Annotated in this window: 15 protein-coding genes; 6 read left to right on the top strand and 9 right to left on the bottom strand. The window is 73.1% G+C overall.

Features of this window, described 5'->3' with window-relative positions:
• Positions 1 to 6: 6 nt before the first annotated feature.
• Positions 7 to 1596, top strand: a complete 1590-nt coding sequence (locus tag ACH41F_RS09045) for a helix-turn-helix domain-containing protein (RefSeq protein WP_398834022.1) — start codon at positions 7 to 9, stop codon at positions 1594 to 1596.
• 11 nt (positions 1597 to 1607) lie between these two features.
• Here ACH41F_RS09045 and ACH41F_RS09040 read toward each other — a convergent pair whose 3' ends face one another.
• Together ACH41F_RS09040 and ACH41F_RS09035 are read right to left on the bottom strand one after the other, a co-directional pair.
• Positions 1608 to 3350 (bottom strand): pyruvate dehydrogenase, encoded by a 1743-nt coding sequence (locus tag ACH41F_RS09040; protein ID WP_398834020.1) that lies wholly within the window; start codon positions 3348 to 3350, stop codon positions 1608 to 1610.
• Between the two features lie 53 nt (positions 3351 to 3403).
• Entirely contained in the window at positions 3404 to 4765 is a 1362-nt protein-coding gene (locus ACH41F_RS09035) for a protein phosphatase 2C domain-containing protein (RefSeq protein WP_391233967.1), read from the bottom strand.
• A 162-nt stretch (positions 4766 to 4927) separates the two neighbouring features.
• Between ACH41F_RS09035 and ACH41F_RS09030 the strand changes: the two genes are divergently transcribed.
• The gene (locus ACH41F_RS09030; protein ID WP_391233966.1) at positions 4928 to 5410 is read left to right on the top strand and encodes a DUF456 family protein; all 483 of its coding nucleotides are present in this window, start codon (positions 4928 to 4930) and stop codon (positions 5408 to 5410) included.
• A gap of 8 nt (positions 5411 to 5418) precedes the next feature.
• Here the strand turns inward: ACH41F_RS09030 and ACH41F_RS09025 are convergent, their stop codons facing one another.
• The 3 genes from ACH41F_RS09025 to rsgA form a co-directional block, all read right to left on the bottom strand.
• Positions 5419 to 5937 carry a methylated-DNA--[protein]-cysteine S-methyltransferase gene (locus tag ACH41F_RS09025; RefSeq protein WP_391234008.1) on the bottom strand — a complete coding sequence of 173 codons (519 nt, stop codon included), beginning with the start codon at positions 5935 to 5937 and terminating at the stop codon, positions 5419 to 5421.
• Positions 5938 to 5969: 32 nt separating this feature from the next.
• Positions 5970 to 7328: an AlkA N-terminal domain-containing protein gene (locus ACH41F_RS09020; RefSeq protein ID WP_391234007.1), complete on the bottom strand. Its 1359-nt coding sequence runs from the start codon at positions 7326 to 7328 to the stop codon at positions 5970 to 5972.
• Positions 7329 to 7482: 154 nt separating this feature from the next.
• Positions 7483 to 8592, bottom strand: coding sequence for a ribosome small subunit-dependent GTPase A (rsgA, locus tag ACH41F_RS09015; RefSeq protein ID WP_398834017.1), 1110 nt, complete (start codon positions 8590 to 8592; stop codon positions 7483 to 7485).
• 394 nt (positions 8593 to 8986) lie between these two features.
• Here rsgA and ACH41F_RS09010 point away from each other — a divergent pair, with 394 nt between their 5' ends.
• Both ACH41F_RS09010 and ACH41F_RS09005 read left to right on the top strand, forming a co-directional pair.
• Positions 8987 to 9190 carry a cold-shock protein gene (locus ACH41F_RS09010; RefSeq protein WP_360475640.1) on the top strand — a complete coding sequence of 68 codons (204 nt, stop codon included), beginning with the start codon at positions 8987 to 8989 and terminating at the stop codon, positions 9188 to 9190.
• A gap of 86 nt (positions 9191 to 9276) precedes the next feature.
• Positions 9277 to 10977: a DEAD/DEAH box helicase gene (locus tag ACH41F_RS09005; protein ID WP_391233964.1), complete on the top strand. Its 1701-nt coding sequence runs from the start codon at positions 9277 to 9279 to the stop codon at positions 10975 to 10977.
• A gap of 65 nt (positions 10978 to 11042) precedes the next feature.
• Here ACH41F_RS09005 and ACH41F_RS09000 read toward each other — a convergent pair whose 3' ends face one another.
• The 4 genes from ACH41F_RS09000 to ACH41F_RS08985 all read right to left on the bottom strand — a co-directional run bounded on the left by ACH41F_RS09000 (position 11043) and on the right by ACH41F_RS08985 (position 15947).
• On the bottom strand, positions 11043 to 12521 hold the full coding sequence (locus ACH41F_RS09000; RefSeq protein ID WP_398834015.1) for a cellulose binding domain-containing protein: 1479 nt from the start codon (positions 12519 to 12521) through the stop codon (positions 11043 to 11045).
• 283 nt (positions 12522 to 12804) lie between these two features.
• The gene (locus tag ACH41F_RS08995) at positions 12805 to 14127 is read right to left on the bottom strand and encodes a radical SAM protein (protein ID WP_391233962.1); all 1323 of its coding nucleotides are present in this window, start codon (positions 14125 to 14127) and stop codon (positions 12805 to 12807) included.
• A gap of 58 nt (positions 14128 to 14185) precedes the next feature.
• Complete coding sequence (locus tag ACH41F_RS08990; RefSeq protein ID WP_398834013.1) at positions 14186 to 14851, bottom strand: pyridoxamine 5'-phosphate oxidase family protein; 666 nt, start codon at positions 14849 to 14851, stop codon at positions 14186 to 14188.
• An 88-nt stretch (positions 14852 to 14939) separates the two neighbouring features.
• Positions 14940 to 15947, bottom strand: coding sequence for a hydroxyacid dehydrogenase (locus ACH41F_RS08985; protein WP_398834011.1), 1008 nt, complete (start codon positions 15945 to 15947; stop codon positions 14940 to 14942).
• A gap of 104 nt (positions 15948 to 16051) precedes the next feature.
• Between ACH41F_RS08985 and ACH41F_RS08980 the strand changes: the two genes are divergently transcribed.
• Both ACH41F_RS08980 and ACH41F_RS08975 read left to right on the top strand, forming a co-directional pair.
• Positions 16052 to 17305: an FAD-binding protein gene (locus ACH41F_RS08980; protein ID WP_398834009.1), complete on the top strand. Its 1254-nt coding sequence runs from the start codon at positions 16052 to 16054 to the stop codon at positions 17303 to 17305.
• A gap of 115 nt (positions 17306 to 17420) precedes the next feature.
• The gene (locus ACH41F_RS08975) at positions 17421 to 18653 is read left to right on the top strand and encodes an ROK family protein (protein ID WP_391233958.1); all 1233 of its coding nucleotides are present in this window, start codon (positions 17421 to 17423) and stop codon (positions 18651 to 18653) included.
• The last annotated feature ends 643 nt before the right edge of the window (positions 18654 to 19296 follow it).

Below are 19296 nucleotides of genomic sequence, written 5' to 3'. Positions count from 1 at the left end.
CCTGGGATGGGCGCCGACCGGGAAGACGCAGGGGGAACGTTGTCAGGACAGGACGTCGAGAACGCGGTGGCCGAGTTCGCGGCACTGCTCACCCGGCTGAAGGAGCGCACCGACCGCAGCTACGGCCAGCTGGCCCGCCGACTGCACATGAACACCTCGACGCTGCACCGCTACTGCGCCGGCGACACGGTCCCCCTCGACTTCGCCCCCGTGGAACGCTTCGCCGCGCTGTGCGGGGCGGCACCGGAGGAGCGGCTGGAACTGCACCGGCTCTGGCTGCTGGCGGTGGCGGCACGGCAGCGACCACGGACACCGGAGAGCGCGGGGGGTGCTGCGGAGGGGGCGAGCGGGACAGGGTCCGGCGGCGCGGCTGGGCTGGCGGCCACGGGTGGGGCGCCGGGTGGGTCGCCGGGTGGGGGCGAGGGGCAGGCGGATGCCGGGCCGGAGGCGAACCCCGAGCCGGAAGCGGACGCCGGGCCAGAGACGGCCTCCGAGCCGGAAGCGGACCCCGAGCCGGAGCCCCGGCCGACGTCCGGGCCGCTGCCCCGCCCGCTGTCCACGCCGGACGCCCGCGTCGCCGAGGCCGAGCCCGAGCCCGACGCTGAGTCCGAGTCCGTCGCGGATGCCGGGACCGTCACGAACCTGGGTGTTCCGCCGCGCCCCCTCCCCTGGCACCGTCGGCGTCGGGTGCTGTTGACGACGGCGGTGGCCGTCGCGTCGGCCGCCGCGCTCGCCGGGCTCTCCGCGCTGTCGCACGACCGCTCCCCGTCCGCCGACGCCGTACGCCCCACCGACCCGGCCGTGACGACGTCGGCGGCGCCCACCTCACCCGCCCCCTCCGCGTCGAAGACGTCGAAGAGCCCCTCGCCCTCCCCGGACCGCAGCTCGCCGTCCGCGTCCCCCGGCAAGGAGGGGAAGACCACCGGCCCGTCCGCCAAGGGGCCCGACAGTCCCACCGGCGGCGCGGCTCCGGGCGCCGCCGTGCCGTTGACCTGGAGCGTCAACTCCCATGTCTGGAACGCGGGCTGCGGTCACCACTACGTCATCGACAAGTCGGCGGCCCAGGTCGCGCCGCCCCCGACCGCGCAGGACGCCGCGGTCTGGGCGGCGGCGCAGGGCGCGCTGCACGGCGGCGAGACCATGGTGCGGATCTCGGTGCAGGGGCGGAGCTCCACGGCCGTGGTGCTGGAGGGCTTGCGCGTGCGGGTCGTCGGGCGTGCGGCGCCGGCCGGGGGCAACTCGTACGCGATGGACAACGGTTGCGGCGGCGCCCTCACCCCCCGCATGTTCTCCGTCGACCTGGACAAGGACCGGCCCGTGGCCCGTGCGGAGGCCGGTCACGACGGCGAGAACCCGATCCCGGCGATCCAGATGCCCTACCGGGTCTCCGCCGAGGACCCGGAGATCCTCCTGGTGACCGCGCGCACCGTGACCTGCGACTGCAGCTGGTACCTCGAACTGGACTGGTCCTCGCAGGGCCGCACGGGCACGGCGCGGATCACCGACCACGGCAAGCCGTTCCGCACGACCGGCGACAAGGCGCTGCCGCAGTACTCGTACGACTACGTCAACCGCCGATGGAACTCCGCGGAGTAGGCCGGCAGGGCTCAGGGTCGCGGCACGTTGCGCAGGTTGGAGCGGGCCATCTGGAGCATCCGGCCGACCCCGCCGTCGAGGACGATCTTCGAGGCGGACAGGGCGAAGCCGGTCACCATCTCGGTGCTGATCTTCGGCGGGATGGACAGGGCGTTGGGGTCGGTGACGATGTCCACGAGGGCCGGGCCCTTGTGCTTGAACGCCGACTTCAGCGCCCCCGCGAGGTCCTTGGGCTTCTCCACGCGCACGCCGTACGCCCCGCAGGCGCGGGCCACGGCCGCGAAGTCGGGGTTCTTGTTCGTGGTGCCGTGCGAGGGCAGCCCGGCGACCAGCATCTCCAACTCGACCATGCCGAGCGAGGAGTTGTTGAAGAGGACGACCTTCACGGGGAGGTCGTACTGCACGAGGGTGAGGAAGTCGCCCATCAGCATGGAGAACCCGCCGTCACCGGACATCGACACGACCTGGCGCCCACGGTCGGTGAACTGCGCGCCGATGGCCATGGGCAGCGCGTTGGCCATCGACCCGTGCGAGAAGGAACCGATCACGCGGCGGCGGCCGTTGGGCGAGATGTACCGCGCCGCCCACACGTTGCACATACCGGTGTCGACGGTGAACACGGCGTCGTCGTCGGCCAGTTCGTCCAGGACCGAAGCCACGTACTCGGGATGGATCGGGACGTGCTTGTCGACCTTGCGGGTGTAGGCCTTCACCACCCCCTCCAGCGCGTCGGCGTGCTTCTTCAGCATCTTGTCGAGGAAGCGCCGGTTCTTCTTCTCCTTCACCCGGGGCGTGAGGCAGCGCAGGGTCTCCTTCACGTCCCCCCAGACGGCGAGGTCCAACTTGGAGCGCCGGCCGAGGTGTTCGGGCCGCACGTCGACCTGCGCGATCTGGACGTCGTCGGGGAGGAAGGCGTTGTACGGGAAGTCGGTGCCGAGCAGGATCAGCAGGTCGCACTCGTGGGTGGCCTCGTACGCGGCGCCGTAGCCGAGCAGTCCGCTCATCCCGACGTCGAAGGGGTTGTCGTACTGGATCCACTCCTTGCCCCTGAGGGCGTGCCCCACCGGTGACTTGACCTTCTGTGCGAACTCCATGACCTCGGCGTGCGCGCCCGCGGTGCCGCTGCCGCAGAAGAGGGTGACCTTGCCGGCCTTGTCGATCATCTCGACGAGCTTGTCGATCTCGGCGTCGCCGGGGCGGACGCTGGGCCGGGAGGTGACGAGGGCGGTCTCGGCGGCCTTGTCGGGGGCGGGCTGGTCGGCGATGTCGCCGGGCAGGGTGACGACGCTGACGCCGGATCGGCCGACGGCGTTCTGGATGGCGGTCTGGAGCAGCCTCGGCATCTGCTGAGGGCTGGAGATCATCTCGCTGTAGTGGCTGCACTCGCGGAACAGCTGGTCGGGGTGGGTCTCCTGGAAGTAGCCGAGGCCGATCTCGCTGGAGGGGATGTGCGAGGCGAGGGCGAGCACCGGGGCCATGGAACGGTGGGCGTCGTAGAGGCCGTTGATGAGATGCAGGTTGCCGGGCCCGCAGGAGCCGGCGCAGGCCGTGAGTCTGCCGGTGACCTGGGCCTCGGCACCCGCGGCGAAGGCGGCGGTCTCCTCGTGCCGTACGTGCACCCAGTCGATGGCCGCGTTGCGGCGCACGGCGTCCACGACGGGGTTGAGGCTGTCGCCGACGACGCCGTACAGGCGTTTCACTCCGGCCTTGACGAGGATGTCCACGAACTGCTCGGCGACGTTCTGCTTGGCCATGGATCCATGCACCCCTTCGGTCTCTTGGGTCCATCAATCCACAAGGGCCGCGATCACGCCTCCCAAACGGCGGCGGCTGTACGGTCATCGGCATAACCCTTGACCCGCACTTGGCTGTCGGCGAGGAACTCGGCTAGGCCGGGCGGGGGGCCTGACCACCGTCTCGTGAGGTATCCGCTGAGTTCCGGCTCGCCGCGCAGGGGTTCGGCGAGGCCGCCGGTGCACAGCAGGAGGGTGTCACCCGGGCGGGCGACGGAGGCGCGGAAGCGGAAGGGTTCGCGGGGCGGCTCCGGGGCGGGTTCGTAGGGGCTGGGGGGTGTCGGGATGCCCAGGTCCATGGTGAGGCGGTCGCCCTCGGGCGTCTCGGCGGGCAGTGAGCCGAAGCCGACCACCGGTTCGCCGGTGATCTCGGAGACCCGTGGCTCGATGTCCTGCCACTCACCGTCCCTGAGGCGGAACAGTCCGCCCGCGCCGACGCCGAAGAAGACGCGGGTCCGGCACTCCGTGTCGGCCGGCAGGAGCAGACAGCGCAGGCCGGCGGCGTACTCCTCCGGGGCGATGCCCTGCTCGGCGGCGCTGGCCCGGAGCTTGCCGAGGCTGCGGTCGGTCAGGCGGTGCAGGCCGGACTTCAGCTCGCCGCGGCGGCCGGCGCGGAGGTCCTCGGCGAGCCGGGCGTGGCTGCGGCCGACGGCCCGGCCGATCCAGTGGCAGGCCTCGGCGGCGGCTCGGTGCGCGCCCGGGGTCGCGCGGGCGCCGGTGGCCATCGCGACGAGGACGAGGGCGTGCTCGCCGGTGCCGAAGCGGGCGGTGAGGAGGCTGTCCCGCCGGGGTTCGCCGCGGAAGCGGGCGGAGTCCCCTCGCACGGACGCGGCGCGCAGGGTGCAGCTGCCGTAGCGGGCGCCGTCGAGGACGGTGTCGGCGACCAGGTCGTCCAGGTCGTCGGGGTCGGCGGGCGGGAGGGCGGTGGGTTCGGCGTCGTAGGTGGGAGGGCCCGAGCCCACGTAGTCGAGGGGTTTGGGAGGGAGGGTGGGCAGGTCCGGGCGGGTGGGGGTGCGGGGCGTTGGTGGGGGCGGGGCCTCCTGGTCGCCCGGGGTCCCCGCCTGTGCGGTCTCGACCGTGCGGGCCGGTGAGGTGCCGCTCTGCTGGGGGCCGGGTGCCGTCCCGGCGGCCGGAGGGCCCGCGGGCCGCGGTGGCGCCGCGGCGGACGGCCCCGGCGCCTCCGTCGGCGTCCGCGTGTCCAGGTCGGGCCTCCGCTGGGCCGGGACGCCGTCGTTCACCGCCCCCGATGCCGACGCGAACCGGTCGTCCAACGAGTCGGGTGCGGCCGTGGGGCCCGCGTCCCCAGGCGTGTCGTCGTACAGCTGCCCCCACCAGTCGTCCTCGTGACCGGTGGGCCTTCCCCCCTGCTGGCTCATGCCCCTAATTGTCCACCGCGCGGGCCGGATGAAAACGGGGCATCCGGAAAATCCCGCCGCGCGTAACCCCTCGAACGGGGTTACGAAACAGGCCGGATCCGCGCGCCCTGCCGCTCACCTGGCTGACCTGCGGGTTCTCCCGCTCTCCGGCACCCTGGACTGATGGGAGTGGTGGACCTCCTGCTGGTCGGCCTGGTCCTGTTGCTCGGCCTGTGCGGAGTGCTGGTGCCCGGGGTGCCGGGGTCGTGGCTCGTGTGGGCCGCGATCTCGTGGTGGGCGCTGAAGGATCCCCGGCCGGTCGCGTGGTGGGTGCTGGTGGGGGCGACCGTGGTGCTGTTCCTGTCCCAGGCGGTGCGCTGGGCGCTGCCGCCGCGCCGACTGCGTGCCGGCGGCGCCACTCCCCGGATGGGCGTGTACGCCGGGGCCGGTGCGTTCCTCGGCTTCTTCCTGCTCCCCGTGCTGGGCGCGATCCCGGGCTTCATGGCCGGTGTCTACCTGCACGAACGCCTCCGCCTCGGCGGTCACGGGGAGGCCAGGGCGGCCCTGCGCACGGTGATGCGCTCGGGCGGCTCCAGTGTGCTGGCGGAGCTGTTCACCTGTCTGCTGATCGCGGGGGCCTGGCTGGGGGTGGTGCTGTGGGGATGACGGAGAACCTAGAGGACGCCTTCGAGGGTCAGCAGCGCCGTCTTGCGGTCCAGTCCGCCCGCGTACCCCGTCAGGGAGCCGTTCGCGCCGATCACGCGGTGGCACGGCCGCACGAGCAGCAGCGGGTTGGCGCCGATCGCCCCTCCCACCGCACGCACCGCGGCCCTGGGGGCGCCGATCCGTGCGGCGATCTCGCCGTAGGTCGTCGTGGCGCCGTAGGGCACGTCGTCGAGGGCGGCCCAGACCCGCTCACGGAACGCCGTGCCCTCGGTGCGCAGCCGGAGCCGGAACTCCTTGAGCTCACCGGCGAAGTACGCCGCGAGCTGCTCCTCGGCCTCCCGGAAGAGGGCGGGCCGGTGCGACCACCCGTCCTGGACGGTACGACCGCCCTTCTGCCCGGGCACGGACAGGGAGGTCAGGGCCCCGGTCGGGTCGGCAGTGAGCAGGAGCGGGCCGACGGGGCTGTCGACGGTCGTCCAGTGGATGGTCGGCGGGGTGAGCGAGGCGCTGGTCGGTGAAGTGGTCATCGAGGTGGTCATCAAGGTGGTCGTCGGGCTGGTCATCGGGGCTCCAACTCTCCTGCGGAGCGCAGGTGTTGTACGGCGTACGAGCGCCAGGGGCGCCAGCTGTCGGGGACGTCCAGGCCCGGCGGGGCCACGTCGGGGTCGCCCAGGGCGCGGGTGCGGATGACGGCGGCCGTACCGGCGTCCAGGCCGGGCAGGGCGAGCAGCGCCGCGTGGGCGTCGTCGCGGTCGGCGCCGGGGTCCAGGCGCAGGACGCCGTCGGCGAGGGCGGCGGTGAGGGCGCCAAGAGGGCCGGCGGGCTCGGCCTCCGCCAGGACCGCCGGTTCGGGGAACAGGTGGGTGAGGCCGCCGCAGGGCGCGTCGAGGGCCTTGCCGTACCGGCGTACGAGGTGTTCGGCCGCCGCCGGTCCGACCAGTGCCCGCACCGCCAGCTCCTCCGGGTCCGCCGCTCCGGGCGAGCGCAGTCCCGGGCGGGCCGCGACCAGCGGGGCGAGCCGCGGGTCGGAGCCGAGGCGTTCGTCGACCGCGTACGGATCGGCGTCCAGGTCGAACAGGCGCCGCAGCCGCTGCACCGCGGTGGTCAGGTCGCGCAGGTCGGTGAGGTGGAGCCGGGCGTCCAGCCACCCGCGGGGCCGCTCGTCGACGGCGGCGATCCCGGTGCCGTACGGCAGCCGCAGGGTGCGCCGGTAGGTGCGCCGGCCGCGCGGCCCGCTGACCTCCTCCACGCCGGGGACGGCCTCGGCGGCGAGCACGTCGAAGACGGCGCCGGACTGGTAGGCGCCCCGGTAGGCGAGCCGCAGCGGGACACCGGCCGCCGGGGTGGCGGTGCGGCGGGACGCGGGGGCGGCGGCGCGCAGCTCGCTCGGGGTCGACGCGTACACCGTGCGGATCGTGTCGTTGAACTGCCGCACGCTGGCGAACCCGGAGGCGAAGGCGATGTGAGTGACCGGCAGCTCGGTGGTCTGGAGCAGGACGCGCGCGGTGTGCGAACGCTGGGCGCGGGCAAGGGCGACCGGTCCGGCGCCGAGCTCCGCGGTGAGCTGGCGCTGGACCTGCCGGGCGCTGTAGCCCAGCCGGGCGGCGAGGCCCGCGACGCCCTCCCGGTCGACGATGCCGTCCCCGATCAGCCGCATCGCCCGCCCCACCACGTCGGCCCGTACGTTCCACTCCGCCGATCCCGGCACGGCGTCCGGCCGGCACCGCCGGCAGGCCCGGAACCCCGAGCCCTGCGCGGCGGCGGCCGTGGCGAAGAACCGCACGTTGCGCCGCTTGGGAGTGACGGCCGGGCAGCTGGGACGACAGTAGATCCCGGTGGTCTCGACGGCGAAGAAGAACTCCCCGTCGAACCGCCCGTCCCGGCTGCGCACCGCCTCGTACCTGCTGTCCTCGTCCATCACACCGTCCAGTGTGCGACCTGGACGGGATCGTGACTGGCGGGATTCGGACACGGCGCTCCCCGCACCCCGCCAGGGGCGCGGGGAACTGCGCGACCAGCCACAGCCCACCCGCACCCGCCGGACGGCGCAGGGAGGCACCCCCATGGGCGCCCTACCGCACCCGCCCCCGCTTCACCTCCATCGCGGCCTTCCCCTCGGCCCCCCGGCGCTTCCAGTCCTTGCGCAGCTCCGCACGGACCCGCGCGTCGGTCTTGGCCACGATCCGCTGGTTCTCCCGGATCAGCTTGCGGTAGCTCTCCAGCCGTCGTTGCGGCAGCTCACCGGAGTCGATCGCGGCGAGCACCGCGCATCCCGGCTCCGCCTCGTGGGCGCAGTCGTGGAAGCGGCACCGCGCGGCCAGCTCCTCGATCTCGGAGAACACCTGTCCGACCCCGCTCCCGGCGTCGAAGAGGCCCACCCCTCGCAGGCCCGGGGTGTCGATCAGCACGCCTCCGCCGGGCAGGGCGAGGAGGTTGCGGGTGGTGGTGGTGTGCCGTCCCTTGCCGTCGACGTCCCGGGCGGCCTGGACGCCCATGATCTCCTCGCCGACCAGGGCGTTGGCGAGGGTCGACTTCCCGGCGCCGGACTGCCCGAGCAGCACCGACGTACCACCGGAGACGACCGCGGCGAGCACGTCGAGGCCGTCGCCGTCCCGCGCGCTGACCGTCAGCACCGGTACACCCGGCGCCGCGGTCTCCACGTCCTGGACGAGATGCGCGAGCGTCACGGCGTCCGGCACGAGGTCGGCCTTGGTGAGCACGACCACGGGCTGCGCGCCGCTCTCCCAGGCGAGGGCGAGGAACCGCTCGACGCGGCCGAGGTCGAGTTCGACGGCCAGCGACACGGCGATGACCGCGTGGTCGACGTTGGCGGCGAGGATCTGCCCCTCGGACCGCTTGGAGGAGGTGGAGCGGACGAAGGCGGTGCGGCGGGGCAGATACGCGCGCACGTAACGGGGATGGCCGGCGGGCTCGACGGCGACCCAGTCACCGGTGCACACCACCCGCAGCGGGTCGTGCGGGGTGACGAAGGCGGTGTCCGCGCGCAGCGTCCCGTCGGCGGTGACGACGTCGCACTGTCCGCGGTCGACGCGGACGACCCGCCCGACCAGCAGTCCTTCGGTGTCGTAGGGAGCGAACTCGGCCGCCCACGCGTCGTTCCAGCCGTACGGGGCCAGCGGGTGCGACGGAGCAGAGGAAGCCGAGGGAGAGGTGAGACTCAAGGGAAACCCTTCACAGGGCGGCCCCGGCCGCGCGCGCTCGTGAGCGCGCGGGGAAGTGGGAAGGATCAGCCGGTGACCGCGGAGGTGGAATGGATGAACTTCTGGTGGCGGGCAGCGCCCATCTCAGAGACAGCCATCGGTCACACCTCCCGGTTTCGCACTCGGCGGACGGCAGCGGCCGAGCAGCCACTGCGTGAAGCGGACCCGAGCCTAGAGGCACCCGGATCGCGATGCCACCGAATTTTCGACTGAGCCATCTGTGCTACGATGGGGGAGTTGCAGTTGTGGTACCCATGAACCTATGTGCGCCTGACGGGAATGTTTCTCCTGCAGGCGCATTGTTTGTTTTCCGGCATCTCCGGATGGGGCCTCTGCCTACAGAAGGAGAAATGTCATGGCACAGGGAACCGTGAAGTGGTTCAACGCCGAAAAGGGCTTCGGTTTCATCGAGCAGGACGGCGGCGGCCCCGACGTCTTCGCCCACTACTCGAACATCGCCGCCCAGGGCTTCCGTGAGCTCCAGGAGGGCCAGCGGGTCTCCTTCGACGTCACGCAGGGCCAGAAGGGCCCGCAGGCGGAGAACATCGTCCCCGCCTGATCCCCGGGCGCGTTTCCACTCACCGGGGTCCGCACCGTAGCGGTGCGGACCCCGGTTTGTGCTGTTACCAGGAAGGCAGAAACCGCATGTCCCGCAGGCCCCAGAAGTCGAACCGGCGTGCCTCGTCGCCCCGACCCTCCACGTCGTCCCCCGCCGAGTTCCGGCTGCCGGAGAACACGACACCCGCGCTGCCCCCCGTCGAGGACTTCGCCGGCCTGGACATGCCCGCGGGACTGCTCAAGACGCTCGCCGCCCAGGGCGTCGACACCCCCTTCCCCATCCAGGCCGCCACGCTGCCCAACTCGCTGGCCGGCCGGGACGTGCTGGGCCGGGGGCGCACCGGTTCCGGGAAGACCCTCGCGTTCGGGCTCGCGCTCCTGGCGCGTACCGCCGGGCTGCGCGCGGAGCCGAGGGCGCCGCTGGCGCTGGTGCTGGTGCCGACCCGGGAACTCGCCCAGCAGGTGACGGACGCGCTGACCCCGTACGCGACGGCCGTGAACCTTCGGCTCGCCACCGTGGTCGGCGGACTGTCGATCACCAAGCAGGCCGCGACGCTGCGGCGCGGGGCCGAGGTGCTCGTGGCGACGCCGGGCCGCCTCAACGACCTCGTGGCCCAGGGGCACTGTGCGCTCGGCGACGTCCGCGTCACGGTGCTGGACGAGGCCGACCAGATGACCGACATGGGGTTCCTGCCGCAGATCACCAAGCTGATCGAGCAGGTACGCCCCGGCGGCCAGCGCATGCTCTTCTCGGCCACCCTGGACCGCAACATCGACCGGCTGGTGCAGCGGTACCTGACCGACCCGGTGGTGCACTCCGTGGACCCGTCCGCGGGCGCGGTCACCACCATGGAGCACCACGTGCTGCACGTGGCGGACGAGACCGACAAGAAGGCCGTCACCACGCGCATCGCGGCCCGTGACGGCCGGGTCATCCTCTTCCTCGACACCAAGAGGTCCGCCGACCGGCTCACCAAGCGGCTGCTGACGGCCGGTGTGCGCGCGGCGGCCCTGCACGGCGGCCGATCCCAGCCGCAGCGCAACCGCACCCTGGAGCAGTTCAAGAACGGCCAGGTCACCGCGCTCGTGGCGACGAACGTCGCGGCCCGGGGCATCCACGTCGACGACCTGGACCTCGTCGTGAACGTCGATCCCCCCGGCGACCACAAGGACTACCTCCACCGGGGCGGGCGCACCGCCCGCGCGGGTGGCTCCGGCAGCGTGGTCACGCTGGTCCTGCCCGACCAGAAGCGGGACGTCACCCAGCTGATGTCGGACGCGGGCATCCGTCCCCGGACCGCCCGCATCACGTCGAGCGACGCGGAACTGGCCACCCTCACCGGCGCCCGGGAGCCCTCCGGCGTGCCCGTCACCATCGAGGTGCCCGCGCCGACCGCGCCCGCGGCGTCGCGCGGGGAGCGCAAGCCCGGCAGCAAGCCCGCCGGGCGGTCCGGCCGCAGGCGCCGCGGTGACGGCGGACCGGCAGCTGCGGCACCGTCCGCCGCGGGGCGGGGTCGGAGCGCGGGCGGCCGGGGCACGGCCAAGGCGCCGACCACCGGCACCGCGACGGGTGGGCGCGCTGCCGCCTCCCGCGCGGGGGCGCAGGGGGGCAAGGAGGCGTCCGCCGGCACGGGTGGCGGCAGGACCGGCCGTCGGACCACCGCGACCGCTGCGAACGGAGCCGGGGCCGGACGGCGCGCGGCGAACGGCTCGGCCGCGCGCGGTACGGCCGGCACCCGCGGCCGGGGCTCGGAGTCTCGCGGCGGCCGCCGGGGCGCCGACTCCTAGCCCGCCGGCACCCACACCCTCCGCCCCCGTCAGAAGCTCATGCTCCTGACGGGGGCGGGTCGCGTTCAGGCCTTCGTGCAGCGGTGCCCGTTCAGCGAGAAGTCGTGGCCCGGGGAGTTCGTGCCGCGCCAGGAGGCGAGGAAGCCGAAGGCGAGGTCGCCGCCCGCGGCCACGGTCCTGTTGTAGTCGGCGGCGGTGGCGGTGACCCGGGAGCCGTTCTGGGTGAAGTCGCCGTCCCACATCTGGTTGACCTTCTGGCCGTCCTTGAAGGACCAGGTGACGCGCCAGTCGTCGAGGGCCTCCTCGGTGGTGACGGTGACCGTGGCCTGGAAGCCGTCGGGCCACTGGTTGACCAGGTCGTAGCGGACCTCGCAGGTGGCGGGTTCGCTCGTCCTGGTGGCCGTTGGCGCGGCGCTGTCGTCGTCGCGGGCGGCGGAGGACGTGGTGCCCTGGGGTCCGGGTCCGGCCTTCTTGCTCCCCGGGGTGGAACGGCTCGCGGACGGGGAGGGGGACGCCGACGGGCGGGGGGTCGTGGACGGTGACGGGGCCGCGGCGCCGGGGTCCGCCACCGGCTGGCGGTCGGTGGGCGAGGAGGCACCGTCGTCCATGGAGCCGTCCCTCGGCATCATCGAGACGGCGAGGGCCAGCAGCGACACCAGTACGGCGGTGACGAGCAGCCCGCCCCGCACGACCCGCGCCTTGTGCGCGCCCGGGTTCGGCGGGCCGGCGTCGGCCGGTTCCGGGCGTCCGGCGCCCAGCCGTACCTCCGCGGCCCGGCGCCTGCGCTCCAGGTAGGCGAGCCCGCCCCAGCCGATCACCCCGCCGGCGAGCGCCCCGGGCAGTCCCCCGCCGTGCAGCCGCAGACAGGCGGCGGCCTCGGCGCACTGCACACAGGTGGCGAGGTGGCGGGAGAGGTCGCCCGGGGTGTCGGAGGCGGCGGACCGGGTGACCGCGTCCAGCAGACGGGCGTAGCTGCGGCACTGCGGGGCCATGGGGGTGTCGAGGTGGTTGCGGTGGCTGCGGTCCCGGAACAGGCCGCGTACCTGCGTCAGTTCCTCGGACACGTGGGCCGGGTCCAGACCCAGGCGGCGTGCCACCACGGACAGCGGCAGCGCCTCCACCTCGGCCAGCCACAGCAGGTCCGCGTCGGGTTCCTGCATGTCGCGCAGCCCGCGCAGGGCGAGTGGGCGTTGCAGGGGCGGGCCGGTGTAGCGTGCGGCCTTCTCGGAGTTGAGCCACAGGCGCAGGTCGGGGTCGAGCCGGTGCCCCTGTCCGCCGGCCTCCCAGGCGGCCGCCGTGGTGCGAACCGCCGTCAGCAGCAAGGGGATCACGGGCAGCCGGGGCGCTCGACGGCCCACGTTTCTGGCGGCGCCCGCGCTGTCGGTGCGGGCCTCGCGCATACCGAGGGCGAACGCCTCCGTGGCCAGTTGGGTGGCCGCGGTGGAGCCGGCCGTGCACAGGTCGGCGTAGGAGAGGACGGCGTCCCAGCACTCGGTGAACAGCACGGCCTCGGTGGCGTCCTGGGGGGTCGGCAGGTCGGGCATCGGACTCCTGCATCGAGAGCGAGGTCAACTCACCTTATGGGCAACGGAGTTGTGGGGAGCCTCGCGACAGTGCACGAGCTTTTCACGGGTCCCGCACAACTGACAAGCTCACTATTCATATCCGGTTACCGGCAGTTCGGACCCACCCGCATCCCGTTGCCCTTGAGGCGGGTGTGGCGCGCGACGGCACGAGTGTCGCCCAGGGAGACATACGCGAAAAGAGCCCGGACGTCTCGATCCGGGCTCTTCGTGTTCGGCTCGTTCTTCGGCTAGTGCCGCGGCACTAGCGCGTCTCGGCCGGCTCCTGCGCGGGGAGGCTGTCCATGAAGGAGCTCACCGAGAAGACGGCGCGGCCGGGGCCGGGTTCGCCGTAGCCGGGGGGCGAGGAGAGGCCGAAGTCCTCCATGGTCTGCCGGTAGGCCTGGAGCAGCCGGATGTGGTACTCCAGCGGCGCGCCCTGCGGGTTGGCCTTGCCGAGCGGGGTCGTCGGCTCGGGGCACCAGGTGGTGAAGCGGGGCGTGATGCCGTGCGACATGAAGAAGCGCAGGCCCTCGGTGGTGGAGGCGATGGCCTCGTCGACCGTCTTGAACCCGAACGGCTCGGCCATCTCCACGCCCGCCACGAAGTTGGGGATGACGTTGCGCGCGCCGAAGACCTCGGCGGAGTCCAGGATCCGCCGGTGCCACTCGTCGCGGCCGACGTAACGCTCCTTGCCGGGGCAGTACATCTTGAACAGGTACTCGTCCCACACCTCGTAGTTGGGGTGGTAGATCTGCACGCCGTAGTCCTTGAAGCGCTGCACGTCGTCCTTGGGCAGCGCCTGGGCGACGACCTTGCCGATCCAGCGGCCGGGGAAGCGCTCCTCGATGGCCTTGGCGTAGTGCCCGTAGAAGTCGGCCTCGTCACGGCCCGAGACGGTCTTGGTGATGGCGCCGCCGGTGAGCGTGTAGGCGGTGGAGGCCTTCTGGGTGTCGTAGCGGTCGATGATCTCGAGCGCCTCCAGGACCTCGTCGGCGTCCTTGACCCCCGTGTACGGCCGGCCGGCGGCCTTGTGCTGGCGCCAGTTGTGGTTGATGTCGCAGTACTGGCACTCCTCCTTGGCGCCGAAGTACTGGCAGACCCGGAAGACGGTCAGGTAGATCAGGTAGCCCCACTGGATGGTGGGCGCGACCTCCATGACGGACTTGCCGTTGGAGAGCTTGTGCTTGTAGTACTCCGGCATCGGGGGCACCCCGACGTCGGCGATGCGCTTGCCGTCCAGGTAGAGCCCGAGCACGCCCGAGTCGTCGGCGGCGACCCGGTACGGCGACGACGGGTTCACGCGGACCGAGACGACGGTGCGGCGCAGGTCGTACGGCCCGCCCGTGAGGATGATCTCCTCCGGCGGGCGGCGCAGCGCGGCCTCGCCGAGCTCGGGGAGGGTGCCGTGGTCGAAGGAGAAGATGAAGTACGACTTCGGCTTGACCTCGCCCCCCTCGTTGTCGCTGAGGGCGGACGGGTCGAAGGCCACCCCACCACGCAGCAGGTCCTCCTTGAAGACGGCCTCCCGTGGTACATGCGGGAACCGCTCCATCAGATCCTCGACCAGCGCCGTGCGGCTGCCCATCCGTAATCTCCTCCCGGCTCAGGCGTTCGACTCCTCACGGTATGCCCCCGGCCGGCGGTCAGGCGTACCGGGTCCCCTCCCGGCGCGCGATGTGTCGCGGTACGGGCGTGTTGTCCGGCAGTGCGGGGTCGGCGGCGGGCGGTCCCCAGACCGAGGTCAGCGGCAGGGTCCCGGCCCACAGGCCCAGGTCCGCGTCGGGTCCGTCGCCGTCGTCCGGCGGGCCGCTGCGGATCTTGACCGAGGCCTCCTGGAGGGAGAGGGCGAGGAGGGTGGTGGCGGCGAGCTCCTTGCGGTTCGGGCCGCGGGCGTACGACCACTGTCCCGGGGCCGCGTGCTCGGTGAGCCGGCGCAGGCCCGCCAGCTTCTCGTCGGGGTCGGTCACCTTGCGGGCCTCGCCGTGGATCATCGCGCTGCGATAGTTCACGCCGTGCTCGAAGACGGACCGGGCGACGACCAACCCGTCGACGTGCGTGACCGTGACACAGACGGGGGTGCCGCCGGCGAGGCTGCGGCTCGCGACCGAGCCGTGCAGGTAGAGCCGCTCCTCGTCGCGCCCGTAGACGGTCGGGACGACCAGCGGGCGGCCCTCGACGACCACGCCCAGGTGGCAGACGAAGCCCGCGTCCAGGACGGCGTTCAGCTCGGCCCGGTCGAGGCTGCCCTGGTCGCGCAGGCGACGGTGCCGGGTGAGGTCGGTCTCGGGGAGCAGCGGGTCGAGGCTCATGGCGAGGAAGATTACTGATATCGCGGCGAGGTCGCTACCTCACTGCGTATATCGTCGCCCGCACCCCCCTATGGCTACGAAATCCGCTTCAGGCTCCGTGTTCCAGGGCTGCCAGGTCCACCGGGTACGCCGGTGCCCCGCCCGCCGCCAGCCGTTCCGCCTCCTCGGCCACCGTCGCGCCGAGGCGGGCCAGCTCGTTGCCCTGGGAGCCGGCGAGGTGCGGGGTGACGAACGCGTTGGGCAGGTCGTGGAGGGGCGAGTCGGCGGGGAGCGGTTCGGGGTCGGTGACGTCGAGGATCGCGCTGAGGCGGCCGGTGCGGAGTTCCTCGACGAGGGCGTTGTGGTCCACCAGACCGCCGCGCGCGGTGTTGACCAGCACGGCCCCGTCGGGCATCAGGGCCAGCTCGCGGCGGCCGAGGAGGTGACGGGTCTCGGGGGTCTCGGGCGCGTGGAGGGTGACGATGTCCGAACCGCGCAGCAGGTCGTCCAGCGCCACGAGCGGCACGCCGAGCTCGGCGGCTCGCCGCTCGTCGACGTACGGGTCGGCGAGGACGGGCACCAGGTCGAAGGGGCGCAGCAGTTCCAGGACCCGGCGGCCGATGCGGGACGCCCCGATGACGCCGACCCGGCGGCCGTGGTTGCCGATGCCGGGGACGATTCCCCAGCCGGGGTGGGTCCGCGAGGTGCGCAGCCGCTCACGGGCGACGAACACGTCCTTGCCGGCGAGCAGGATCATGGCGAGGGTGTACTCGGCGACGGGCAGCGCGTTGACGTCGGCGGCCGAGGACACCGCGATGCCGCGCTGCCAGATCCCGGGCGTGGCGAAGCCCTTGACCGAGCCGGCGGAGTGCAGGACCGCGCGCAGTCGCGGCGCCGCGTCGAGGACGGCCGTGTCGATGCGGGGGCACCCCCAGCCGGTGACGAGGATCTCCGTGCGGGCGAGCACCTCGCGGACGCGCGGGTCGGCGAAGTCCTCGGCGACCAGTTCCGGGTCGATGTCCACCGCTTCGCGCAGCCGCGCCAGCACGTCGGACGGGAAGACGTGCGGCAGGTTCGCGGCGGTCATGGCGAACAGCGCCTGGGGACGCTCGTGCACAGTGGTGACCCCCGGTCGAGGAAAGGGATAGAAAACGCTCTCTACGTTAGGTGTCCGCAGATGAGAGGGTCAACGGACGACATGCCAGGGAAGGGACGACAGGAATGACGCAGACGGTCACCAACTGGGCGGGCAACATCACCTACGCCGCCAAGGAGCTGCACCGCCCGGGTTCGCTCGACGCGCTCCGGGCTCTCGTGGCCGACAGCGCGAAGGTGCGGGTGCTGGGCAGCGGCCACTCGTTCAACACGATCGCCGAGCCGGGCGCCGACGGGACGCTGGTCTCGATCGCCGGTCTGCCGCCGGTGCTCGACGTGGACACCGCGGCCCGTACGGTACGGGTCTCCGGCGGTGTCCGGTACGCCGAACTGGCCCGCGCCGTCGACGCGCACGGCCTCGCCCTGCCCAACATGGCCTCGCTGCCGCACATCTCGGTGGCCGGCTCGGTGGCGACCGGCACCCACGGCTCGGGCGTCGGCAACGGGGCGCTGGCCTCGGCCGTGCGCGAGGTGGAGCTGGTGGTCGCCGACGGTTCGACGGTGACGATCGGGCGCGGTGACGGCCGCTTCGGCGGCGCCGTGACCTCGCTGGGCGCCCTCGGCGTGGTCACCGCGCTCACCCTGGACCTGGAGCCGGCGTTCGAGGTCGAGCAGCGCGTGTACACCGAACTGCCGCTGGCCGGGCTGGACTTCGCGGCCTTCTCCGAGGTCATGTCGGCGGCGTACAGCGTCAGCCTCTTCACCGACTGGCGGGAGCCCGGCTTCCGGCAGGTGTGGCTGAAGCGGCGCGTGGACCAGCCGCTCGCCGACTTCCCCTGGGCCGCGCCCGCCACCGAGAAGCTGCACCCGGTGCCGGGGATGCCGGCGGTCAACTGCACCGAGCAGTTCGGGGTGCCGGGGCCCTGGCACGAGCGACTGCCGCACTTCCGGGCGGAGTTCACGCCGAGCAGTGGCGCGGAGTTGCAGTCGGAGTACCTGCTGCCGCGCGAGCACGCCGTCGAGGCGCTCCAGGCGGTCGACGGCGTCCGCCAGACCGTCGCCGGGGTGCTCCAGACCTGCGAGGTGCGCACGGTCGCCGCCGACGAGCAGTGGCTGAGCCCGTCCTACGGACGGGACACGGTGGCCCTGCACTTCACCTGGATCGCGGACACCGCGGCGGTGCTGCCGGTGGTACGGCGGCTGGAGGCGGCGCTCGACCCGTTCGACCCGCGGCCGCACTGGGGGAAGGTCTTCACCACCGCGGGCGAGACGCTGCGGGGCCGCTACCCCAGGCTGGGCGACTTCCGGGCACTGGCCAATGGTCTGGACCCTGAGGCAAAATTCGCCAACGCCTTCGTCGGGGACGTGCTCGCCGACTGACTTTGTACAGCCCCTTTCCTAACCCCTTGTCGAAAGGTCCGGCGGGCCATAGCCTGGCGCCGCGCCGGTGCCGTCGTCGTTCCGGCAGGAGCCGAAGGGAGGGGGGCACGCCCCGATGAAGCGCACCTCACGTGACATCCGCACCGCGAACCGCTACGAGGTACTGCGCCAGATCATCGCCCGCTCGCCCACCTCCCGGCAGGAGCTGGCGGCCGCCACCGGGCTGAGCCTGGCCACGGTCGCCACCCTCGTCGGCGAACTGCTCGACCTGCGGATGATCACGGAGGTCGGCTTCGAGGACTCGGCGGGAGGCCGCCCTCGCGGACTCGTCGCCGTCAACGCGTCGGGGGGCGCGTTGATCGGCGTCGACATCGCCGAGACGTACGTGCATGTCGAGCTCTTCGACCTCGGGTTGAACGTGCTGGCCCGCGCCGAGGAGGACGTCCGTCCCGGTGAGAGCCGCCCCGAGCAGGTCGTCGGCCATGTCGCCGCCGCGGTCGGCTCGGTGGTCGCGCAGGCCGGCGTCGAGGGCGCGCGGGTCCTCGGGGTCGGGGTGAGTGTGCCGGGGCAGGTGGACCGGGACACCGGGTTCTCCGAGTACGCGCCCAACTGGGACTGGCACGACGTGCCGTTGCTCGACCTGCTCACCGAGCACATCGCCTACCCGCTGTACTTGGACAACCCGCTGCGTGCCTCGGCGGTGGCCGAGTTGTGGTTCGGGGCCGCCCGCGGGCGCGGGGACGCCGTGGTGGTCAACCTCGGGACCGGTGTGGGTTCCGGACTGATCCTCGGCGGCGGGCTGCACCGCGGCGTGAGCAACAGCGCCGGCGAGTGGGGGCACACCACGATCGTGCTGGACGGCCGACTGTGCCGCTGCGGCAGGAACGGCTGCGTGGAGGCGTACGTCGGCGCGTCCGGGATCATGCTGAATCTCCAGGAGTTGGCCCCCGACAGCCCGCTGCTGCACCCGGACGACCAGACGGCCACCATCGCGGCGCTGGCCGAGGGACTGCGGCGCGGGGACCCCGTGGCGGTCGACGCGGTGCGGGCCACCGTGCGCTATCTCGGCGCCGGTGTCGCCAACCTGGTCAACATGTTCAACCCCGAGGTGGTCGTGCTCAGCAGTTGGGTCGCGGCCGCCCTCGGCGAGCCCCTGGTCACCCAGGTGCGCGAGGCCGTCGCCCGGCACGCGCTCCCCCGGCCGACGGCCGCCACCGAGATCGTGCTGTCCCCCATCCCGACGGACCCGGTGTGCCTGGGCGCGGCGACGTTCGCGCTGGAAGGGGCGTTGCAGTCGGTCGGACAGAGGACGGCTGGGCGCACGGCCGTGGGGCGGGGGCGTCGCTGAGGTCGGGGTGCGCTGCGGGGGCGGGGTGTGCTGCGGGTGGCGGGGTGCGTCTTCGGTGGCGGGGCGCGCTGCGCGGGTGGTAGGGCGCGCCGCGGGGAGTGGGGCGTGCCGCCGAGTCGCGCCGCCGGTCGCGGGGCGTGGCGCCGGTGGCGGGGCGTGCCGCTGAAGTCGGGGCGCGCTGCGGGTGGCGGGGTGCGTCTTAGGTGGTGGGGCGCGCCGCGCGGGTGGTAGGGCGCGCCACGGGTGCCGGGACTCGCCGCCGGTGGCGGGGCGCGCTGCGGGTGGCGGGGCGCGTCTTAGGTGGCAGGGCGCCCCGCGCGGGTGAGGGCGGGCCGCCGGTGGCGGGGCGCGCCGCGGAGGCGGGCCGTGCCGCTGCTGCGCGCGCCCGTGAGGAACAGGGCGAGAAGGCCCTGAAAAGGGGCGCCTCCGCTGAGAACAGGGCATGTCGCCCCACCCGAGTCACAGACCCCAGAACCGACAACTCATAGGCCCCGCACGTGAGTTGCGGGCCGCTGCCGCGGTGGTCCGCGGTCTGTGATGTCCGGCATCCCGAACGCTCCGCAACGCTTCGGACAGGCTTCGTCCAACCCCTTGCCGAAGCCTTAGCCGAAGGTTAACGTCCCGCACCGCAAGTCCATGTGAG

The sequence above is a fragment of the Streptomyces sp. NPDC020489 genome, assembly GCF_044386545.1.
Lineage (GTDB): Bacteria > Actinomycetota > Actinomycetes > Streptomycetales > Streptomycetaceae > Streptomyces.
This window is presented reverse-complemented; position numbering and strand designations above follow the sequence as displayed.

What these genes read in the sequence shown, in the direction of transcription:
- ACH41F_RS09035 (WP_391233967.1), bottom strand. Translation starts at nt 4,765, where the DNA reads ATGAGCCAGCAGGGGGGAAGGCCCACCGGTCACGAGGACGACTGGTGG.
- ACH41F_RS09040 (WP_398834020.1), bottom strand. Translation starts at nt 3,350, where the DNA reads ATGGCCAAGCAGAACGTCGCCGAGCAGTTCGTGGACATCCTCGTCAAG.
- ACH41F_RS08990 (WP_398834013.1), bottom strand. Translation starts at nt 14,851, where the DNA reads ATGAGCCTCGACCCGCTGCTCCCCGAGACCGACCTCACCCGGCACCGT.
- ACH41F_RS08995 (WP_391233962.1), bottom strand. Translation starts at nt 14,127, where the DNA reads ATGGGCAGCCGCACGGCGCTGGTCGAGGATCTGATGGAGCGGTTCCCG.
- ACH41F_RS08975 (WP_391233958.1), top strand. Translation starts at nt 17,421, where the DNA reads ATGAAGCGCACCTCACGTGACATCCGCACCGCGAACCGCTACGAGGTA.
- ACH41F_RS09020 (WP_391234007.1), bottom strand. Translation starts at nt 7,328, where the DNA reads ATGGACGAGGACAGCAGGTACGAGGCGGTGCGCAGCCGGGACGGGCGG.
- ACH41F_RS09045 (WP_398834022.1), top strand. Translation starts at nt 7, where the DNA reads ATGGGCGCCGACCGGGAAGACGCAGGGGGAACGTTGTCAGGACAGGAC.
- ACH41F_RS08980 (WP_398834009.1), top strand. Translation starts at nt 16,052, where the DNA reads ATGACGCAGACGGTCACCAACTGGGCGGGCAACATCACCTACGCCGCC.
- ACH41F_RS09005 (WP_391233964.1), top strand. Translation starts at nt 9,277, where the DNA reads ATGTCCCGCAGGCCCCAGAAGTCGAACCGGCGTGCCTCGTCGCCCCGA.
- ACH41F_RS09030 (WP_391233966.1), top strand. Translation starts at nt 4,928, where the DNA reads ATGGGAGTGGTGGACCTCCTGCTGGTCGGCCTGGTCCTGTTGCTCGGC.
- ACH41F_RS09025 (WP_391234008.1), bottom strand. Translation starts at nt 5,937, where the DNA reads ATGACCACTTCACCGACCAGCGCCTCGCTCACCCCGCCGACCATCCAC.
- ACH41F_RS09000 (WP_398834015.1), bottom strand. Translation starts at nt 12,521, where the DNA reads ATGCCCGACCTGCCGACCCCCCAGGACGCCACCGAGGCCGTGCTGTTC.
- ACH41F_RS09010 (WP_360475640.1), top strand. Translation starts at nt 8,987, where the DNA reads ATGGCACAGGGAACCGTGAAGTGGTTCAACGCCGAAAAGGGCTTCGGT.